This window comes from Streptomyces amritsarensis (assembly GCF_001953875.1).
Lineage (GTDB): Bacteria > Actinomycetota > Actinomycetes > Streptomycetales > Streptomycetaceae > Streptomyces > Streptomyces amritsarensis.
This window is the reverse complement of the sequence record NZ_MQUR01000029.1, coordinates 18,946-38,214: the sequence shown is the minus strand read 5'-3', so window position 1 is coordinate 38,214 and position 19,269 is coordinate 18,946. Positions and strand designations below refer to the sequence as shown.

Below are 19,269 nucleotides of genomic sequence, written 5' to 3'. Positions count from 1 at the left end.
CCCATGCACGTCAGAAGGGGGCCTTGGTGGCCGCGCAGGATGCCGCTGTCGACAGCACGGCGGATTCCGTCCGCGATCGGGAGATCGCGGTCGAGCAGACGCATCTCGACCAGGTGTACCGACGCCTCGAGGAGAAGATCCACGAGGCCGAGTTCCTCATGAACGACGCCGCCCAGCGCGGCCAGGTCGGCACCCCCGGAGCCCTCGCCGAGCGCGACGCGCAGGTCTTCCGGGCCGGCATCCACCTGAACCGGCTGAACAACGAGTTCGAGGACTTCCTCTTCGGCCGCATCGACCTGGTGCTCGGCAAGGACGGCGAGCGCGGCCCGGACGGCGCGTACACCTCCGTCGAGCCCGCCGACGAGGCCATCCGCGAGGACCTCACGGCCGACATCGCCGAGACGCTGCACATCGGCCGCATCGGAGTCCTGGACTCCGACTACGCGCCGCTGGTCATCGACTGGCGCGCACCGGCCGCCGCACCCTTCTACCGGTCCACGCCCAAGGAGCCCGGCCGTGTCGTGCGCCGCCGCGTCATCCGCTCCAAGGGCCGCAGGGTACTGGGCGTCGAGGACGACCTGATGCGCCCCGAGGTCACCGCGTTCCTCGACGGCCGCGAGCTCCCCGCCATCGGCGACGGCGCCCTCATGGCCGCGCTCGGGCGGGCCCGCACGCACTCCATGCGCGACATCGTCTCCTCCATCCAGGCCGAGCAGGACCTGGTCATCCGGGCCCCCGCCGCCTCCGTCGCCGAGGTCGCGGGCGGCCCCGGCACCGGCAAGACCGCCGTCGCCCTGCACCGCGCCGCCTACCTCCTCTACCAGAACCGGCGCCGCTACTCCGGCGGCATCCTCATCGTCTCCCCGACCCCGCTGCTCGTCGCCTACACCGAGGGCGTGCTGCCCTCCCTCGGCGAGGAGGGCCAGGTCGCCATCCGGGCGCTCGGCTCGCTGGTCGACGGCGCCGAGGCGACCACCTACGACGACCCGGCCGTGGCCCGGATCAAGGGCTCCTCCCGGATGCGGTCGGTCCTGCGCAAGGCCGTGCGCGGCACCCTGGAGCTCGGCGGCGACCGGGGCCCCGCGCCCGACCGGCTGCGCGTGGTGGCCTTCGGCCGCCGCCAGGAGCTGGAGGCCGCCGAGCTGAACCGGATCCGGCAGAACGTGCTCGGCGGCACCGCCCCCGTGAACCTGCTGCGCCCGCGCGCCCGCAAGCTGCTGCTCGACGCCCTGTACGCGAAGACCGGCGCCGCCGGCCGGCACAGCGACCCGGAACTCGCCGCCGAGCTGCGCTCCGCGTTCGACGAGGACATCTCCACCGAGGACGCGTTCATCGACTTCCTCGACGCCTGGTGGCCCGAGCTGACCCCGCGCCGGGTGCTCGCCGCGATGGCCGACGAGCGGCTGCTCGGCCGCTGGTCGCGCCGCGACCTCAACCCGCGCGAGACCCGTCGGCTGGCCCGCTCGCTGCGCCGGGTGGGCCCGGACGGCAAGGGCCCCCTCTCGGTGCACGACGTGGCGCTGCTCGACGAGCTCCAGCAGCTCCTCGGCGCCGCCGCCCGGCCGAGGCGGAAGCGGGAGATGGACCCGCTGGACCAGCTCAGCGGGCTGGAGGAGCTGATGCCGACCCGCGAGGAGACCCAGTGGGAGCGGGCCGAGCGGCTCGCGGCGGAGCGCACCGAGTACGCGCACGTCATCGTGGACGAGGCGCAGGACCTGACGCCGATGCAGTGGCGGATGGTGGGCCGCCGGGGCCGGCACGGCACCTGGACGGTCGTCGGCGACCCGGCGCAGTCCTCCTGGACGGATCCGGAGGAGGCGGCCGCCGCCCGCGACGAGGCCCTGGGGTCCCGGCCGCGCCGGCGCTTCACCCTCACGGTCAACTACCGCAACCCGGCCGAGGTCGCCGAGGTCGCCTCACGGGTGCTGCGCCTGGCGATGCCCGGGATGGAGCCGCCGTCGGCGGTGCGCTCCACGGGCCTCCAGCCGCGGTTCACCGCCGCCGACGGCGACCTGGGCGCCGTGGTGCGGGAGGAGACCCGGCGGCTGCTGGAGCAGGTCGACGGCACGGTGGGCGTGGTCGTGGCCATGGACCGGCGTGCCGAGGCCGCAGGCTGGCTCGCCGACCTGGGCGAACGGGCCGTGGCCCTGGGCAGCCTGGAGGCCAAGGGCCTGGAGTACGACGCCACGGTGGTCGTCTCCCCGGCGGAGATCGCGCAGGAGTCCCCGGCGGGCCTGCGGGTGCTGTACGTGGCACTGACCCGTGCCACGCAGCAGCTGACGGTGGTCTCCGCCGAAGAGGACAAGCCGGACGCCGCGGGTGTCCCCGAGCTGCTCCTGCCGTAGCCGCCGCTCGGACGGCTCCCACGTCCCGCACGGCTCCCACGTCCCGGACGGGCCGTCCGGGGGGCTGGGAGCCGCGTACGGCCGTATGGGCCGCGGCCAGGCGCGTGGTCCCCGGAAGCCGTGCCCGAGCAGGGGGATCACATTCGGCGATCCTTTGTTAGCCTGGGTACGGCACCGACTCGATCCAAGCCCCCGGGCCCAACCTTCGTCGCTCAGAGCGACCACTTGCCGCGAGGCGAGCATGGCGGGTCGGTGTCATGAACGTATGCACAACCAGGTCCGCGCCCTCCACCTGTGGGGGGCGCGGACCTGTTTTGTATGACCCCGCCATTCCGAACCCCCTTCATATCTCGTATGGTGGAAGAGTCTTTCCGAATTTTGTAGCTGGTTACCTTGTACCGGCTGGTAGGTGGGACGATCGGACAACAGGCCCTGCCGCCACCTGCTGCGGAACGCGGGCCCTGTGTGTTAAGCGAACCAGGGACAGAAGAGGAAACACGGCCATGGCAACGGCGCCCAGCGTCTCGTATTCGATGACGGTCCGCCTGGAAGTGCCCGCGAGCGGAACCGCGGTCTCCCAGCTCACCACCGCCGTGGAGTCCTCCGGCGGCTCGGTCACCGGCCTCGACGTGACCGCCTCGGGCCACGAGAAGCTGCGGATCGACGTCACCATCGCCGCGACCTCCACCGCGCACGCCGACGAGATCGTGGAGAAGCTGCGCGGCATCGAGGGCGTCAGCCTCGGCAAGGTCTCCGACCGTACGTTCCTGATGCATCTCGGCGGCAAGATCGAGATGTCGTCGAAGCACCCCATCCGCAACCGTGACGACCTCTCGATGATCTACACCCCGGGCGTCGCCCGCGTGTGCACCGCGATCGCCGAGAACCCCGAGGACGCACGCCGCCTCACCATCAAGCGCAACTCCGTCGCAGTCGTGACGGACGGTTCCGCCGTGCTGGGCCTGGGCAACATCGGTCCGATGGCCGCGCTGCCCGTCATGGAGGGCAAGGCCGCCCTCTTCAAGCGCTTCGCCGGCATCGACGCCTGGCCGATCTGCCTCGACACCCAGGATTCCGACGAGATCGTCGCCATCGTCAAGGCCATCGCCCCGGGCTTCGCCGGCATCAACCTCGAGGACATCTCCGCGCCGCGCTGCTTCGAGATCGAGGCCCGGCTGCGCGAGGCCCTCGACATCCCCGTCTTCCACGACGACCAGCACGGCACCGCGATCGTCGTGCTCGCGGCCCTCACCAACGCACTGCGCGTGGTGGGCAAGGCAGTTGAGGACGTCAAGGTCGTCATGTCGGGTGCCGGCGCGGCCGGTACCGCCATCCTCAAGCTGCTCCTCGCGGCGGGTGTGAAGAACGCCGTCAGCGCCGACATCCACGGCGTCGTGCACGCGGGCCGCCCCGACCTCGTCGACGCGGCCGCGGACTCCCCGCTGCGGTGGATCGCCGACAACACCAACCCCGAGGGCTACACGGGCACTCTGAAGGAGGCCGTGGTCGGCGCCGACGTCTTCATCGGCGTCTCGGCCCCGAACGTGCTGTCCGGCGAGGACGTCGCCGCCATGGCGGAAGGCGCCATCGTGTTCGCGCTCGCGAACCCGGACCCCGAGGTGGACCCGGCCGTGGCCCGCCAGACGGCCGCCGTCGTCGCCACCGGCCGTTCCGACTTCCCGAACCAGATCAACAACGTGCTCGTCTTCCCGGGTGTCTTCCGCGGTCTGCTGGACGCGCAGTCCCGCACCGTGAACACCAGCATGATGCTGGCCGCCGCGACCGCGCTGGCGGACGTCGTCGGTGAGGACGAGCTGAACGCGAACTACATCATCCCGTCGGTGTTCAACGACAAGGTCGCCGGCGCGGTGGCCGGGGCCGTCCGCAAGGCCGCCTCGGCCGCGCAGAACGGGCCTGTGACGGGCCTCACGGCTCCCTGATCCCCGGCGCGTCGCGGGATGCGGGCCCACCGGGCCGCCTCTAGGGTTGCGGGGATGCCAACGAGCTCCGCTGTTCGCATCCCACGGGTGCGGACGGAGCGTCACCGGGGCGTGACTGTGGCGCTTTTCGTGTGACCCCGGCGGGTGCCGGATTGGCTTTCCCGCCGCTGGTGGGGGCAGGATGCGTAACCGGGCGAGAGGGTCTGACGTTCAGACCCGGGTCCGGGGACTGTCCTAGGGCCCTGGCAGCATCGGCTTCGATCTCACGCCTCTAAGGCAAGTTGAACACGGGAGTACAACATGAACCGCAGTGAGCTGGTGGCCGCTCTGTCCGAGCGCGCCGAGGTGACCCGCAAGGACGCCGACGCCGTTCTGGCCGCGCTCGCCGAGACCGTCGGCGAGATTGTCGCCAAGGGCGACGAGAAGGTCACCATCCCCGGCTTCCTGACCTTCGAGCGCACCCACCGTGCCGCTCGCACCGCGCGCAACCCGCAGACCGGCGACCCCATCCAGATCCCGGCCGGCTACAGCGTGAAGGTCTCCGCGGGCTCCAAGCTCAAGGAAGCCGCCAAGGGCAAGTAAGTCCTGCCCCGGCGCCGACGGCCGCACAGGCCTTCGCAACGTCGAGCACAGCAGAGACGCAGCAGTACGTAGAACGGTGAAGGGCGGCCACCCCGGGCGGGGCGGCCGCCCTTCTGCCTGCCCGGGGCCCCGGCCCGGGCCGACCGAACGCCGTGCGGCCCCGCGGGAGGGGCCCCTGCGGGCCTGTGAGGCCCCGTCAGGCCTCGTCAGGCCCCGTCACGCCTCGTCAGGGCCCGCCGGGGCGCGGGCGGCGGCGTGGCGGCGCGCAGGGGGCGCGAGGGGCGCGGCGGGGCATGCGAAAGCCCCCCGGGCCCTTTGCGGGCCCGGGGGGCTTCGGCGTCCGTGCGGGGTGCACGGCGGAGCGGGTCAGACGAGGTCGCCGCCCGGCAGCTCGACCTTCGCACCGAGCTCCACGAGCTTCTCCATGAAGTTCTCGTAGCCGCGGTTGATCAGGTCGATGCCGTGGACGCGCGAGGTGCCCTCGGCGGCCAGCGCCGCGATCAGGTACGAGAAGCCGCCGCGCAGGTCGGGGATGACCAGGTCGGCGCCCTGCAGCTTGGTCGGGCCGGAGACGACCGCCGAGTGCAGGAAGTTGCGCTGGCCGAAGCGGCAGGCCGAGCCGCCCAGGCACTCGCGGTACAGCTGGATGTGAGCACCCATCTGGTTGAGCGCCGAGGTGAAGCCGAGCCGGGACTCGTAGACCGTCTCGTGGACGATCGAGAGGCCGGAGGCCTGCGTCAGGGCCACGACGAGCGGCTGCTGCCAGTCGGTCTGGAAGCCGGGGTGCACGTCCGTCTCCAGCGCGATGGCGTTGAGCGGGCCGCCCGGGTGCCAGAAGCGGATGCCGTCGTCGTCGATCTCGAAGGCGCCGCCGACCTTCCGGTAGGTGTTCAGGAAGGTCATCATCGAACGCTGCTGGGCGCCGCGCACGTAGATGTTGCCGCCGGTGGCGAGGGCCGCGGAAGCCCAGGAGGCGGCCTCCAGGCGGTCCGGGAGGGCCTTGTGGTTGTAGCCGCCGAGCCGCTCCACACCGGTGATCCGGATGGTGCGGTCGGTGTCCATGGAGATGATGGCGCCCATCTTCTGCAGCACGCAGATGAGGTCCTCGATCTCCGGCTCCACGGCGGCGTTGCTGAGCTCGGTGACGCCCTCGGCCAGGACGGCCGTCAGCAGCACCTGCTCGGTCGAGCCGACGGACGGGTAGGGCAGGCGGATCTTGCAGCCGCGCAGGCGCTGCGGGGCCTCCAGGTACTGGCCGCCCTCGCGCTTCTCGATGGTGGCGCCGAACTGGCGCAGCACGTCGAAGTGGAAGTCGATCGGCCGGCCGCCGATGTCGCAGCCGCCGAGGCCCGGGATGAAGGCGTGGCCGAGACGGTGCAGCAGGGGGCCGCAGAAGAGGATCGGGATGCGCGAAGAGCCCGCGTGGGCGTCGATGTCGGCGACGTTCGCGCTCTCGACGTGGGTGGGGTCGAGCACGAGCTCGCCCGGCTCCTCGCCGGGGCGGACCGTCACCCCGTGCAGCTGGAGCAGACCGCGCACGACACGCACGTCACGGATGTCGGGAACGTTGCGCAGCCGGCTGGGTTCGCTGCCGAGCAGAGCGGCGACCATGGCCTTGGGCACGAGGTTCTTCGCACCGCGGACACGGATCTCGCCCTCGAGCGGGGTACCGCCGTGGACAAGCAGTACATCGTCACTGATGCCGGTCATGAATCTCGCGTTCCGGAGAGGGTGGGCAGGGGGACCAGGGAAAAGGGTAAGGGCCATCACCCCCTTGTTCGTAAGGGCGACGTGGCCGTAGGACTGTCATGAATTCGGTACAACACCCTCCGTATCCACCACATGGCGGAGCGTCGCGTTCCGGTCCGTCCGTCCGTGCGCGCTCCGCGCTGCCGCCGTGCGCCCTGAGCTGCATGCGGTCGGATCCGCCCGCCCGCTCCCCGCGAAGGGGCGATGTGGGGGATCATGGCGGCATGACCGAGGTGTCCTCCCTCACAGGGCGGCTGCTCGTGGCCACCCCCGCCCTCGCGGATCCGAACTTCGACCGCGCGGTGGTGCTGCTGCTCGACCACGACGAGCAGGGCTCCCTCGGCGTGGTCCTCAACCGGCCGACCCCGGTGGGCGTCGGCGACGTCCTGCTGCCCTGGGCGCCGCTGGCCGGGGCCCCCGGCGTGGTGTTCCAGGGCGGGCCGGTGGCACTGGACTCGGCCCTGGGGCTCGCCGTCATCCCCGGTGAGGAGGGGCCGCTCGGCTGGCGCCGGGTGCACGGGGCGATCGGGCTGGTCGACCTGGAGGCGCCGCCGGAGCTGCTGGCCCCGGCCCTGGGGGGCCTGCGCATCTTCGCCGGCTACTCCGGCTGGGGGCCCGGCCAGCTGGAGGAGGAGCTCGGCGAGGGCGCGTGGTACGTGGTCGAGTCGGAGCCCGGAGACGTGTCCTCGCCGGATCCGGAGCGGCTGTGGCGCTCGGTGCTGCGCCGCCAGCGCAGCGAACTCGCGATGGTCGCCACCTATCCGGACGACCCGTCGCTCAACTGACGGGCGCGCGGTTAAGTACCCTGGGTTCCATGAGCACTCTTGAGCCCGAGCGCGGGACTGGCACGGGGACCCTCGTAGAGCCGACGCCGCAGGTGTCGCACGGTGACGGCGACCACGAGCGCTTCGCCCACTACGTCCAGAAGGACAAGATCATGGCGAGCGCGCTCGACGGGACCCCCGTCGTCGCGCTCTGCGGCAAGGTCTGGGTACCGGGCCGGGATCCCAAGAAGTACCCGGTCTGCCCCATGTGCAAGGAGATCTACGAGTCCATGGGCCCCGGCGGGGACAAGGACAAGGGCGGCAAGGACAAGTAGTTCCGACCCCTTCCCCCCTCTCTTCCGCGGGACCGAGGCCCCCGGTGCACCACGGTGCGTCCGGGGGCCTTTGCCGTGCCCGCAGGGAGCGTTAGGGTCGGCGCGACGAGCACCCGGCGGAACGTGCGTTGCGCAGGGCGCAACCGGCTGCCGCGAAGGGCTGACGCATGGACCTGATCCGCACGGGCCTGATCCGCACGGGCCTGATCCCCGCACCCCGGGTCGCACTCCTCGACGGGGACGGGCGCCGCTTCGCGTTCGGGCCCGAGCCGCTGCTCGACTCCGGACCCGGCACCGGATCCGTCGCCCGCTGGCTGCGGCGGGAGCTGGGGGCGGCCACCGGCTGGTCGCTGCCCGCCGCCGGGCCGGGAGCCGGGGCCGGCGCGGCCGCGGAGCTGCGGCTGCGCATCAACCCGGACGCCGCGGGGGACCGCGGCCCGGAGTCGTACCTCATCGACGTCGGCGAGGGCGGTGCGGAGCTGACGGGAGCGACGCCCGCCGGACTGTTCTGGGGCGCCCAGACCCTGCGCCAGCTGCTCGGGCCCGACGCGTACCGCAAGGCGCCGCTGCCCGGCCGCACGTGGAGCCTGCCGTACACCCGCGTCGCGGACGGTCCCCGCTTCGGCTGGCGCGGGATGATGCTCGACGTCGCCCGGCACTTCATGCCCAAGGACGGCGTGCTGCGCTACATCGACCTGCTCGCCGCCCACAAGCTCAACGTGCTCCACCTGCACCTGACGGACGACCAGGGCTGGCGCATCGAGATCAGGCGGTACCCGCGGCTGACCGAGGTCGGGGCCTGGCGGCCGCGCAGCCGGTGGGGCCACCGGGCCTCGCCGCTGTGGAACGACACCCCGCACGGCGGCTTCTACACGCAGGACGACATCCGCGAGATCGTCGCGTACGCCGCCGAGCGGCACGTCCGGGTGGTCCCGGAGATCGACCTGCCGGGCCACTCGCAGGCCGCGATCGCCGCGTACCCGGAGCTGGGCAACACCGACGTGGTCGACACGGCGGCGCTCGGCGTCTGGGACGACTGGGGGATCTGCGAGAACGTCCTCGCGCCGACCGAGGCCGTGCTGCGCTTCTACGAGGGGGTCTTCGAGGAGCTGCTGGAGCTGTTCCCGGCGGAGGTCTCGCCCTTCGTGCACGTGGGCGGCGACGAGTGCCCAAAGGCCCAGTGGAAGGCCTCCCCGGCCGCGCAGGAGCGGATCCGCGAGCTGGGCGTCGACGGGGAGGACGGGCTGCAGTCCTGGTTCGTCCGGCACTTCGACGGCTGGCTCGCCGAACGGGGCCGGCGCCTCATCGGGTGGGACGAGATCCTGGAGGGCGGGCTCGCGCCGGGTGCCGCCGTCTCCTCGTGGCGCGGCTACGCGGGCGGGACCGCCGCCGCAGCAGCCGGGCACGACGTCGTGATGTGCCCCGAGCAGCACGTGTACCTGGACCACCGTCAGGCGGGCGGCGGGGACGAGCCGATGCCCATCGGGTACGTGCGCTCTCTGGAGGACGTCTACCGCTTCGAGCCGGTGCCGCCGAAGCTGTCGCCTGAGGCCGCCGCCCATGTGCTGGGCGCCCAGGCCAACATGTGGACCGAGGTGACGCAGGACCAGGACCGGGTCGACTACCAGGTGTTCCCGCGGCTGGCGGCCTTCGCCGAGGCGGTGTGGTCGTGGCAGCCGGCGCCCGAGGAGCGCGACTACGCGGACTTCGAGCAGCGGATGGCCGCGCACTACCCGCGGTTGGACGCCCTGGGCGTCGGCTACCGGCCGCCGGGCGGCCCGTTGCCCTGGCAGCGCAGGCCCGGAGTGCGCGGGCGCCCCATCGAGGGAGCGCCCCCGAACGTGTGACACGGGGGCACGCGGACCGGCCCGGAGCCGGCCTGAACGGAAACCGAACGGGTCCGGAACTCTCCCTCGATTTCCAGCAATACGGGGAAAATCGGGCAATCGGGGAGGAGGGTTGTCGAAGGCGGTGCGACGGGGCCCTCCACCCCGTACGGGACACCGCCCGCGACCTCGGGGGCACCGGGAGGACCCTCGCGCCGGGCGGCCCGGAAGATGTGCCAGAGTTGCCACGTCCCGGCGGTGAGCACGTACCGTACGGCGGACAGGCGTGAGCGCCAGGACCGGGACATCGGGAAGGGGCAGCTGGGTTGACCACGCACGCACCGCACGCACCGCACGCACCTGATTCACCTCAGGGGGCTCAGGGGCAGCAGGCGGCGCAGTCCGTGACGCTGCCGGCCTCGCTCGACGAGGCCGTCGCGGCGCTCACCGCCATGCCCGCCGCCGTTCCCGTCGCGGGCGGCACCGACCTGATGGCCGCGGTCAACGCCGGACTGCTGCGGCCCGCCGCGCTGGTCGGCCTGGGCCGGATCAACGAGATCCGCGGCTGGCAGTACCAGGACGGCCACGCGCTGCTCGGCGCGGGCCTCACCCACGCCCGGATGGGGCGGCCCGACTTCGCCGCCCTGATCCCCGCCCTCGCGGCCGCCGCGCGCGCCGCCGGACCCCCGCAGATCCGCAATGCCGGCACCCTCGGCGGGAACATCGCCAGCGCCGCGCCCACCGGGGACGCGCTGCCCGTGCTGGCCGCGCTGGAGGCCGTACTGGTCATCGTCGGCCCCGGCGGGCAGCGCGAGATCCCGGTCTCGCACCTGCTGGCCGGGCGGGAGATGCTGCGCCCCGGCGAGCTCATCGGCTTCGTGCGGGTGCCCCTGCTGCACGCCCCGCAGGTGTTCCTCAAGGCCACCGGGCGTACGGGCCCCGGGCGCGCGGTGGCGTCCGTGGGGCTCGTGCTGGACCCGGCGCGCCGCGGCGTGCGCTGTGCGATCGGCGCGGTGGCCCCGATGCCGCTGCGGCCGCTGGAGGCCGAGCAGTGGGTGGCCTCGCTGATCGACTGGGACGGCGGCCGGATCCTGGCCCCCGAGGCGCTGGAGGCCTTCGGCGAGTACGTCGCGGCCGCCTGCGTCCCCGACCAGGGGGAACCGGTGGCTCCCGGCGTACTGCACCTGCGGCGGACGGTGGCCGTACTGGCACGGAGGGCCCTCGGAAGGGCGCTGACCTCATGAGCGAGAACGAGAACGAGAACGTGACCCAGGGGAACGGCACGGCGGGCTGGGGCTGGGAACCGGTCCCGCAGGGCGGCGAGTACGACTCGGACGCCACGGCCTTCGTGAAACTGCCGCAGGACATGCTCGACGCACTCGGCACCGGCGAGCCGCTCGCGGCGCCCGGGCACGGCTACGTGCCGCCGCCGATGATCGTGCCGCTCGGCTCGGCCAGCACGGACCCGGCGGCCACGGGCACCTGGACGCTCCCCGCGCAGTGGCCGGAGGCGGGCGCGGACACGTCGGCGCCCGCCGCGGGCGCCGGTGCGGTGTCCGGCGCCGGTGCGGTGTCCGGGTCCGTGGGCGGCCCGATCCCCGCTTCGATCCCCATCCCGGCGTCGGTGGCGGCCGCGTTCGCCGAGTCCGAGCCGGAGTCCGACCCGGCGCACGACCCCGGTGCGACCGCGGAGTGGCGGTTCCCCGAGGGTGTGCACGAGCCCGAGGAAGCGCCCTCGACGACCGGCCAGTGGGCCGTGCCGGACTTCGCCGGGCAGCAGGGCGACTTCCGCCCGGGCGGCGGCCTGGACGCGGACTGGAGCCAGGCCCCGGCCACCCTGCCGGGCGGCGCCCCGGCCCCCTGGGCGTACCTGACGCAGCAGCCGGCCGCCGACCCGGACCCGGGCCCCGGCACGGCGCACGGCCAGGACGCGGGCGTCCTGCCGGGCACGGACGAGGCCGCGGCCGCTTCGGCCGCTGCCGCCGCCACGGCGCAGGCCGCCGGACGCCTCCTCGGCGGGCCCGGTGTGGGCGCCGCGGGCCGCGGGCCGCGGGTGCTGGGCGGCCCCGGGGTGGGCACCGCGCTCCACGAGGCCGAGCCCGCGCACCAGGCGCCGCACGACATCGAGGCCGCGCACGGCCCGGCGGCGACGGCGCACGCGGGGGAGCGGCCCCATCCGGGAGCAGCGGCGCAGGCGCCGGCCGAGGCGGCCGGCGGCGTGGACCTCTTCGGCGGGGTGCGGGTCGAGGCGCGGGCCGCGGACGCCGCGCAGCCGGCCGAGCCCGACCACTCCGACCGGGCCGGGCACACCGAACACACCGAGGAATCCGACCCGTTCGGGCACACCGGGCATGTTGGGCATGCGGTGCACACCGGGCATGAGGGTCACACCGGGCAGGCCGGGCGTGACGGTCACGGTGGAGACGGCGGGGGCGCCGGGGGTGCCGGTCACTCCGAACACGACGGGCATTCCAACCTGTTCGGGCATGCCGGTCAGCCGGGCCACTCCTCTCAATCCGCGCACTCCATGCACTCCACGCATTCCGGGCATCCCGCGGACACCGACGGGCACGGCTTCGCGGCCTTCGGCCAGGCTCCGGAGCCGGCCCCGGAGCCGGCCCAGGAGCCCGCGCCGCAGTCCGCTGCGGCCGGCGGCGCCCCCGAGGCGGAGCCCGGCCCGGCGGACGCCCACGGCTTCGCGGAACCGGGCCGCGCGCCCGCACCGGACCGCGCCGACGCCGACGGGCAGGCGCCCGCCGAAACCGCCCAGGCCCGCGCCGAGGTCCCGGCCGAGTCCACACCGGATGCGGACACCGCCGACAGTGCGGCGGAGCCCCCGGGCGAGGGAACCGGCCCGGGGATCCCGGCCGAGGTGCCGGCGTACGAGGAGGACACCCGGCCCGCCGCCGTCCACCACGAGCATCCGCACGCCTCCTACGTGCTGCGCGTCAACGGCGCCGACCGCCCCGTCACCGGAGCCTGGATCGGGGAGTCCCTCCTCTACGTGCTGCGCGAGCGCCTCGGCCTCGCCGGCGCCAAGGACGGCTGCTCGCAGGGCGAGTGCGGCGCCTGCGCCGTACAGGTCGACGGCCGGCTCGTCGCCTCCTGCCTGGTCCCGGCGGCCACGGCGGCCGGCAGCGAGGTCCGCACCGTCGAGGGCCTCGCCACGGGCGGGGAACTCTCGGACGTCCAGCAGGCGTTGTGCAGGTCGGGTGCGGTGCAGTGCGGGTTCTGCGTGCCCGGCATGGCCATGACCATCCACGACCTGCTGGAGGGCAACCACGCCCCCAGCGAGCTGGAGACCCGTCAGGCGCTCTGCGGCAATCTCTGCCGCTGCTCCGGCTACTCGGGGGTCGTCGAGGCCGTGCGCGAGGTCGTGGCCGGGCGCGAGGCCGCCTCAGCCGCCTCGGCGGACGCGGCGCAGGCCCATGCGCCGGGGCACGGCCACGGGCAGGGGCACGGCCAGGGGCAGGTCCAGGCACAGGTTCAGGCGCAGGGCGAGGGTGCGTCGGAGCCGCGCATCCCGCACCAGGCAGCGCCCGGCGAGGGCGGCATCCACCACGGAGGCACGGCGTGAGCGGGCAGGACGCGGCGACGGCGACGGCGACGGCAGCCGTGAACGCCACGGTGACGGCCATGACGGTCCCGGGAGCGGCCGAGGCCGCGGAACCGCAGGTACCGCGCGGCATCGGAGCCTCCGTCGAGGCCGCCGACACCCGCGCCAAGACCGAGGGCACCTTCCCCTACGCCGCCGACCTGTGGGCCGAGGGCCTGCTGTGGGCCGCCGTGCTGCGCTCCCCGCACGCCCACGCCCGGATCCTGTCCATCGACACCAAGGCCGCCGCGGAGATGCCCGGCGTACGCGCCGTCGTCACGCACGCCGACGTGCCCGGCGCCACCACCCACGGCCGCCGGATCGCCGACCGGCCCGTGTTCGCCCACGACGTCGTGCGCCACCACGGCGAGCCCATCGCCGCCGTCGCCGCAGACCACCCCGACACCGCCCGCCTCGCCGCGGCCGCGATCGCCGTCGAGTACGAACTCCTCGACCCGGTCACCGACCCCGAGCAGTCCTTCGGCGCCCCCGCCCTGCACCCCGACGGCAACCTGATCCGGCACATCCCGCTGCGCTACGGCGACCCGGAGGCCACCGGAGAGGTCGTCGTCGAGGGCCTGTACCGGATCGGCCGCCAGGACCCCGCCCCCATCGGCGCCGAGGCCGGACTGGCCGTGCCCCGCCCCGACGGCGGCGTCGAGCTCTACACCGCCTCCACCGACCCGCACACCGACCGCGACCTGGCCGCCGCCTGCTTCGGCCTGGAACCGGACCGCGTACGCGTCGTCGTCACCGGAGTGCCGGGCGCGACGGCCGACCGCGAGGACGCCGCCTTCCAGCTCCCGCTCGGCCTGCTCGCCCTGCGTACCGGCTGCCCGGTGAAGCTGGCCGCCACCCGCGAGGAGTCCTTCCTCGGCCACACCCACCGCCACCCGACCCTGCTGCGCTACCGCCACCACGCGGACGCGGAAGGCCGCCTGATCAAGGTCGAGGCGCAGATCCTGATGGACGCGGGCGCGTACGCCGACGCCTCCGCGGAATCCCTGGCGGCGGCGGTGGCCTTCGCCTGCGGCCCGTACGTCGTCCCGCACGCCTTCGTCGAGGGCTGGGTCGTCCGCACCAACAACCCGCCGTCGGGCCACGTCCGCGGCGAGGGCGCCATGCAGGTGTGCGCCGCGTACGAGGGCCAGATGGACAAGCTCGCGGCCGCCCTCGGCATCGACGGCGCCGAACTGCGCATGCGCAACGTCCTGGCGACGGGAGACCTGCTCCCCACGGGCCAGACGGTGACCTGCCCGGCACCGGTGGCCGAACTCCTGCGCTCGGTACGTGACGTCGAGCTGCCCGCGCTCCCCAAGGACGCCCCCGAGGACGAGTGGCTGCTGCCCGGCGGCCCTGAGGGCGCGGGCGAGCCGGGCGCGGTGCGGCGCGGCGTCGGCTACGGCGTCGGCATGGTCCACATGCTCGGCGCGGAGGGGACCGACGAGGTCTCCACCGCCACGGTGAAGGTGATCGGCGGCGCGGCCACCGTCATCTGCGCCGCGGTCGACACCGGTCAGGGCTTCGGCACGCTGGCCCGCCAGATCGTCCAGGAGGTCCTGGGCGTCGACGAGGTCGCGGTGGCCCCGGTGGACACCGACCAGCCGCCGGCCGGCCCGTCGGCGCACGGCCGCCACACCTGGGTGTCGGGCGGCGCGGTGGAGCGGGCCGCCAAGATGGTCCGCACCCAGCTGCTGCAGCCGATGGCCCACAAGCTGGGCATGTCGACGGAGCTCCTGCAGATCCAGGACGGCCGCATCACCTCGTACGACGGCGCGTTCTCGATGTCGGTCGCGGAGGCGATGGCGGGCAAGGAACTCTGGGCGACCGCCCAGTGCCGCCCCCACCCGACGGAACCGCTGGACGCGGACGGACAGGGCGACGCGTTCGTGGGCCTCGCCTTCTGCGCGATCCGCGCGGTGGTGGACGTGGACATCGAGCTGGGCTCGGTACGGGTGGTGGAGCTCGCGGTGGCCCAGGACGTGGGCCGCATCCTCAACCCCCGCCAGCTGGAGGCCCGTATCGAAGCGGGCGTCACCCAGGGCGTGGGCGCGGCCCTGACGGAGAACCTCCGCACGGTCGCCGGCCTGGTCCGCCACCCCGACCTGACGGGCTACGCCCTGCCGACGGCTCTGGACTCCCCGACGGTCCGCATCGTGAAACTGGTCGAGGAGCGCGACGTGGTGGCCCCGTTCGGCGCGAAGGCGGCGAGCGCGGTCCCGGTGGTGACGACGCCGGCGGCGATCGCCTCGGCAGTCCGCGCGGCCACGGGCCGCCCGGTCAACCGACTCCCGATCAGGCCGTCTGCGGCGGTGGCGGCGCCCAACTCGTGACCGGCTGAACCGCATTGCACGTGCAACCCCGGACTTGGGGCTGTCGGTGCCGGTCGCTAGAGTGATCGACGAGAGTGTGCGCGCGCACGTGCGAACGGGTGCGAACGGGGACGGGGAGCGGCGCGGGGCGCCGCGACCACGGGGAGACGCGGAGTCGGGGAGGCCATCGTGGCGGAGGACAACGGCGGAGTTCTGGCGGTAGACCTGTCCGGGGACGTCGCGGCGTCGATCAGAGCCCAGGCGGACGCCCAGGCGCGGGCTGCGGCTCTGCAGATCGAATACGACGACCTGAAGGGCTACCAGAAACTGGTCGACGGACTCCTGACGAAGCTTCAAGAATCCCCGGCGCACCACGGGACCCTGGCGGATGGCGCACTGCCGGCGGGAGTCCTCGGCACGGGTTTCCCCGCCGCCGAGAAGCTCAACAAGTCCTACACCACCGTCCACTCGGAGCTACAGAAGCTGTCGAAGGCGCTGGCGGTGCAGATCGAGGCCCTGGGCATCGCGGTCCAGTCCGCCGGCAAGGGGTACAGCGAGGTGGACGAGGAGACGAAGCGCCGCATGGCCCTCCTCGCAAAGCAGGCACACGACCAGTACGACCCGAAGCGTGACCCGTACGCGGAGAAGACAGTCGAAGGCGTCCAGCCCGCACCCAGCACCCCGCAGCCCAACGGCACGAAGAAGGGCGGCGTCCTCTGATGAGCGGATTTGAGAGCTACACGCACGCACAGCTCTACGCGATGATCGCCGCCCTCGATGACGAGGCCGTCAGCGCCCGGGGAACGCAGCTCACCGAGGCCGCCAAGACGATCAAGGAGATCGGCGAAAACCTCAAGAAGCACAAGGTCAAGGGCTGGGAGGGCGAAGCGGCCGAGGCATTCCAGAACTGGGTGAACCAGGCGGGAAGTGCCACGCTGGTCCTGGCCGATTACAGCGAGGCGGGCGGCAAGTACCTGACGCAGACGGCCCAGGTCATGCGCGAGGTCAAGCCGAAGAACGGCACCGGGGACATGCCGAAGTACAGCGCGTCGGCTGAGGCGAGCCTCAAGGAGGACCTCGCCACGTCCCGCGAGTACCGCAACGACCCGGATGCGGTGCAGCTCGGCCAGGAGGCCTGGTCGAAGCTGAGCGGCGACCACGCGCGGGCTGTGGACGCGATGAACAAGCTGTCCGGGTCGTACGAGCAGTCGTCGACGCAGATGGACAAAGCGGAGATCCCGACCTTCCCGCCGCCGCCGGGTTTGTTCGTGCCCGTAGACCACACGGGTGGGGAAGACATGGCTCGCCCAGGGGGCAGCCAGTCCGCATACGTCGGTGAGGCCGGAGTGGGCGGGCCCTCCTACGGGACGTCGGGTGATTCGGGGCGGGGATCAGCCGATCTCGCCTCGGCTGGACGCCAGCCGAGGCCGGACGCCACGGCCCCGTCGACGCCGGATCGCGAGGTGAACGTGGACCTCGACACCGTCGGCACGCTTCCGCCACCGACTGCACTTCCCGTAGCGACCACGCCTGGTCTCCCGCCGACCACTGGTCCTGTCACGCCCACGCCCGGCCTTTTCGTCCCCCCTGTGGCCGTTCCGCCGGTCGCTGGCCTGAAGGGGTCCGGTCCCCTCGGGACTCCGCCGGGCCTCGGCCCCTACCCGGGTACCGGTGGTCCGGGCCTTCCGGGCGGCAAGGTCATCGGCACCCCGGGGTTGCCCCCGCGTGACGCCGGTATCACGGGCGGTCGTCCGGTGACGTCCACCGGACCGACCTCCGGCATTCCTCGCGGCACAGTCATCGGCGAAGGCACTCAGGCGGGCCGTCCCATGGGCGGCGGCATGGGATACGGCGCTGGCGGCCCCTACGGCGGGGGCCAGGGTGGCGTCACGGCCGGCCGCCGACTGGCGTCGGAGCAGGGTGGTGTCGTCGGGGGGCGTCAGGCCGGGACGGTCGGCCGCCCGATTACAACAGGCCAGCCGTTCACCCAAGGCGGCTCCGGTCTTGTGCGTAACGGCGCCGCAGCCATGGGCCACGCAGGCGCGCAGCCTTCCGGCAGGCCTCGGGACAACCAGGGGAGCGCACGTCCCGACTACCTGACCGAGGACGAAGAGACCTGGCAGGGCACCCGTCGTGTCGCCCCGCCCGTGATCGACTGAGCAGAACGGACGTTGTACGGGATGCACATGCGCAAGGCGACCGCGGCCCTGTTGGGCCTTCTGCTGGCCGGGGTCGCCACGACCCCGGCCCACGCGGAGACCATCCGATCGCAGCAGTGGCATCTCGACGCCATGAAGGCTGACGAAATCTGGAAGATGACAAATGGCAAGGGGGTCACCGTTGCGGTGATCGACACCGGTGTCAACCAGATCCCCGAGCTCGAAGGTCAAGTACTCCCAGGTAAAGCGTTCCCTGTTGCGGACGCGGAGGTTGGTCGAGACAACGACTATTTGGGTCACGGAACCAGCATGGCCGCGATGATTGGGGCTACCGGGAAGCACCCAAGTGGAGATGGCTCATATGGCCTGGCCCCTGGCGTCAAGATTTTGCCTATCCGAGTGCCGGACCAGTTCGAGGAAGCGACGACTCCCAATCTGGTTGCCGCGATCAGATTCGCTGCTGACTCGGAAGCCAAGGTCATTAATATCTCCCAAGGGCTAGCCGGAAAGCCGGAGGATGATCGGGCTCGTGCCGACGCGGTGGAGTATGCCCTTTCCAAAGGAAAGCTGATTTTTGCAGCTGCTGGTAACACGGGTGACGCCACCAATTTGATCGAATACCCGGCTGCGACGCCCGGCGTGGTTGGGGTTGCTGCAGTGGACCGCAACGGCGAGCCGACCAAGGAATCGCAGCACGGACCACAGATCGATCTGGCGGCACCCGGCATCGATATTGTCTCGGCTTGCAAGGGCAAGACGGGGCTCTGTAAGACGCACGGAACCAGTGATGCCTCCGCCCTCGCCTCCGCCTCCGCCGCGCTCCTGTGGTCCACCCATCCCGAGTGGACCAACAACCAGGTCCTGCGCGTGCTCCTGAACACCGCGGGGAAGCCCGTCGACGGGTCTCAGCGCAACGACTACGTCGGCTACGGCATCGTCCGGCCCCGGATCGCGGTGCAGACGCCCGGGGACCCCGGTCCTGCCGATGTCTATCCGCTGCCCGACCTGGCCGCGGCGGCCGGCGGAAGTAAGCCTTCTGCGTCCCCCGACGGTGCAGCCACGCCCTCCTCGCCCGCCCCCCAGGCCGCCGCCGAGAAGAAGAGCGGCAGCTCCCTGCTCTGGGTGGGGCTCGGGCTCGGGGCGTGTGTGCTCATCGGCGGGGCCGTGACCGCGGTCGTCGTGCGCCGCAACCGCTGACCTGATCCGACCCGTCCCGACCCGGAGGTTCACGCGATGTCGTTCGACGAAGAGTGGTCGGCGGCCCGCGCCACGGCCTCCTCCAACGCCGCCATGCGGCTCAACCAGGCCCCCGCCGACCCCGGGGGCGGAACCGGCGGCGCCGACCTCGCGTTCCACCAGGACCAGATCGGAGCCGTCGGCTCGGAGGCGTACAAGCTGCACACCCGCCTGCAGACCGACGGCAAGCACGCCGCCACCGCCACCACCGAGGCCGCCGGGGCCCTCACCAGGGAAGGGTTCGCGAGCGGGGCCGCCCTGCTCAAGGCCGGCAACCTCTGGGAGACCCAGGTGAAGACCCTCGTGGCCGCCTGCGCCAACATCTCCAACGGCCTGAACTACTCGCTCTCCTCCCACGCCAAGGACGAGCAGCAGCTCCACGCCGACTTCACGGCGTCCGCGATCGACAAGTACCTCACGTAGGCG

General features: G+C 72.9%; 14 protein-coding genes. 13 read left to right on the top strand and 1 reads right to left on the bottom strand.

Annotated elements, in window-relative coordinates:
• Positions 1-26: 26 nt before the first annotated feature.
• From AVW11_RS15070 to AVW11_RS15060, 3 genes are all read left to right on the top strand, one after another.
• On the top strand, positions 27-2,345 hold the full coding sequence (locus AVW11_RS15070) for a HelD family protein (protein WP_076044236.1): 2,319 nt from the start codon (positions 27-29) through the stop codon (positions 2,343-2,345).
• Between the two features lie 503 nt (positions 2,346-2,848).
• The gene (locus AVW11_RS15065; RefSeq protein WP_030847449.1) at positions 2,849-4,285 is read left to right on the top strand and encodes an NAD-dependent malic enzyme; all 1,437 of its coding nucleotides are present in this window, start codon (positions 2,849-2,851) and stop codon (positions 4,283-4,285) included.
• 300 nt (positions 4,286-4,585) lie between these two features.
• Complete coding sequence (locus tag AVW11_RS15060; protein ID WP_007264399.1) at positions 4,586-4,867, top strand: HU family DNA-binding protein; 282 nt, start codon at positions 4,586-4,588, stop codon at positions 4,865-4,867.
• A 366-nt stretch (positions 4,868-5,233) separates the two neighbouring features.
• Here AVW11_RS15060 and murA read toward each other — a convergent pair whose 3' ends face one another.
• Positions 5,234-6,577 (bottom strand): UDP-N-acetylglucosamine 1-carboxyvinyltransferase, encoded by a 1,344-nt coding sequence (gene murA / locus AVW11_RS15055; RefSeq protein WP_030771691.1) that lies wholly within the window; start codon positions 6,575-6,577, stop codon positions 5,234-5,236.
• A 263-nt stretch (positions 6,578-6,840) separates the two neighbouring features.
• Here murA and AVW11_RS15050 point away from each other — a divergent pair, with 263 nt between their 5' ends.
• From AVW11_RS15050 to AVW11_RS15005, 10 genes are all read left to right on the top strand, one after another.
• A complete protein-coding gene (locus AVW11_RS15050) occupies positions 6,841-7,401 on the top strand; it encodes a YqgE/AlgH family protein (RefSeq protein WP_030847446.1) in 561 nt (186 codons plus the stop codon).
• Between the two features lie 29 nt (positions 7,402-7,430).
• Entirely contained in the window at positions 7,431-7,715 is a 285-nt protein-coding gene (locus AVW11_RS15045) for a DUF3039 domain-containing protein (protein ID WP_030010729.1), read from the top strand.
• A 167-nt stretch (positions 7,716-7,882) separates the two neighbouring features.
• Positions 7,883-9,562: a beta-N-acetylhexosaminidase gene (locus tag AVW11_RS15040; protein WP_076044235.1), complete on the top strand. Its 1,680-nt coding sequence runs from the start codon at positions 7,883-7,885 to the stop codon at positions 9,560-9,562.
• Between the two features lie 305 nt (positions 9,563-9,867).
• On the top strand, positions 9,868-10,785 hold the full coding sequence (locus AVW11_RS15035; protein WP_076044234.1) for an FAD binding domain-containing protein: 918 nt from the start codon (positions 9,868-9,870) through the stop codon (positions 10,783-10,785).
• Positions 10,782-13,118 (top strand): 2Fe-2S iron-sulfur cluster-binding protein, encoded by a 2,337-nt coding sequence (locus AVW11_RS38350; RefSeq protein WP_076044233.1) that lies wholly within the window; start codon positions 10,782-10,784, stop codon positions 13,116-13,118. Before AVW11_RS15035 ends, AVW11_RS38350 begins: the two co-directional genes overlap by 4 nt.
• 59 nt (positions 13,119-13,177) lie before the next feature.
• On the top strand, positions 13,178-15,469 hold the full coding sequence (locus tag AVW11_RS15025) for a xanthine dehydrogenase family protein molybdopterin-binding subunit (RefSeq protein WP_060180453.1): 2,292 nt from the start codon (positions 13,178-13,180) through the stop codon (positions 15,467-15,469).
• A gap of 168 nt (positions 15,470-15,637) precedes the next feature.
• The gene (locus AVW11_RS15020) at positions 15,638-16,168 is read left to right on the top strand and encodes a hypothetical protein (protein ID WP_206281903.1); all 531 of its coding nucleotides are present in this window, start codon (positions 15,638-15,640) and stop codon (positions 16,166-16,168) included.
• On the top strand, positions 16,168-17,607 hold the full coding sequence (locus AVW11_RS15015) for a WXG100 family type VII secretion target (RefSeq protein WP_076044232.1): 1,440 nt from the start codon (positions 16,168-16,170) through the stop codon (positions 17,605-17,607). The genes AVW11_RS15020 and AVW11_RS15015 overlap by 1 nt, the downstream gene beginning before the upstream one ends.
• Before the next feature lie 21 nt (positions 17,608-17,628).
• Positions 17,629-18,804 (top strand): type VII secretion-associated serine protease mycosin, encoded by a 1,176-nt coding sequence (gene mycP / locus AVW11_RS15010; RefSeq protein WP_076044231.1) that lies wholly within the window; start codon positions 17,629-17,631, stop codon positions 18,802-18,804.
• A gap of 36 nt (positions 18,805-18,840) precedes the next feature.
• Complete coding sequence (locus AVW11_RS15005) at positions 18,841-19,266, top strand: hypothetical protein (protein WP_060180417.1); 426 nt, start codon at positions 18,841-18,843, stop codon at positions 19,264-19,266.
• Positions 19,267-19,269: the final 3 nt, after the last annotated feature.

Excerpts from the sequence above, each read along its gene's own strand:
- AVW11_RS15040 (WP_076044235.1), top strand. The coding sequence starts at position 7,883 with ATGGACCTGATCCGCACGGGCCTGATCCGCACGGGCCTGATCCCCGCA.
- AVW11_RS15060 (WP_007264399.1), top strand. The coding sequence starts at position 4,586 with ATGAACCGCAGTGAGCTGGTGGCCGCTCTGTCCGAGCGCGCCGAGGTG.
- AVW11_RS15045 (WP_030010729.1), top strand. The coding sequence starts at position 7,431 with ATGAGCACTCTTGAGCCCGAGCGCGGGACTGGCACGGGGACCCTCGTA.
- AVW11_RS38350 (WP_076044233.1), top strand. The coding sequence starts at position 10,782 with ATGAGCGAGAACGAGAACGAGAACGTGACCCAGGGGAACGGCACGGCG.
- AVW11_RS15005 (WP_060180417.1), top strand. The coding sequence starts at position 18,841 with ATGTCGTTCGACGAAGAGTGGTCGGCGGCCCGCGCCACGGCCTCCTCC.
- AVW11_RS15025 (WP_060180453.1), top strand. The coding sequence starts at position 13,178 with ATGACGGTCCCGGGAGCGGCCGAGGCCGCGGAACCGCAGGTACCGCGC.
- AVW11_RS15050 (WP_030847446.1), top strand. The coding sequence starts at position 6,841 with ATGACCGAGGTGTCCTCCCTCACAGGGCGGCTGCTCGTGGCCACCCCC.
- AVW11_RS15015 (WP_076044232.1), top strand. The coding sequence starts at position 16,168 with ATGAGCGGATTTGAGAGCTACACGCACGCACAGCTCTACGCGATGATC.
- murA (WP_030771691.1), bottom strand. The coding sequence starts at position 6,577 with ATGACCGGCATCAGTGACGATGTACTGCTTGTCCACGGCGGTACCCCG.
- mycP (WP_076044231.1), top strand. The coding sequence starts at position 17,629 with ATGCACATGCGCAAGGCGACCGCGGCCCTGTTGGGCCTTCTGCTGGCC.
- AVW11_RS15065 (WP_030847449.1), top strand. The coding sequence starts at position 2,849 with ATGGCAACGGCGCCCAGCGTCTCGTATTCGATGACGGTCCGCCTGGAA.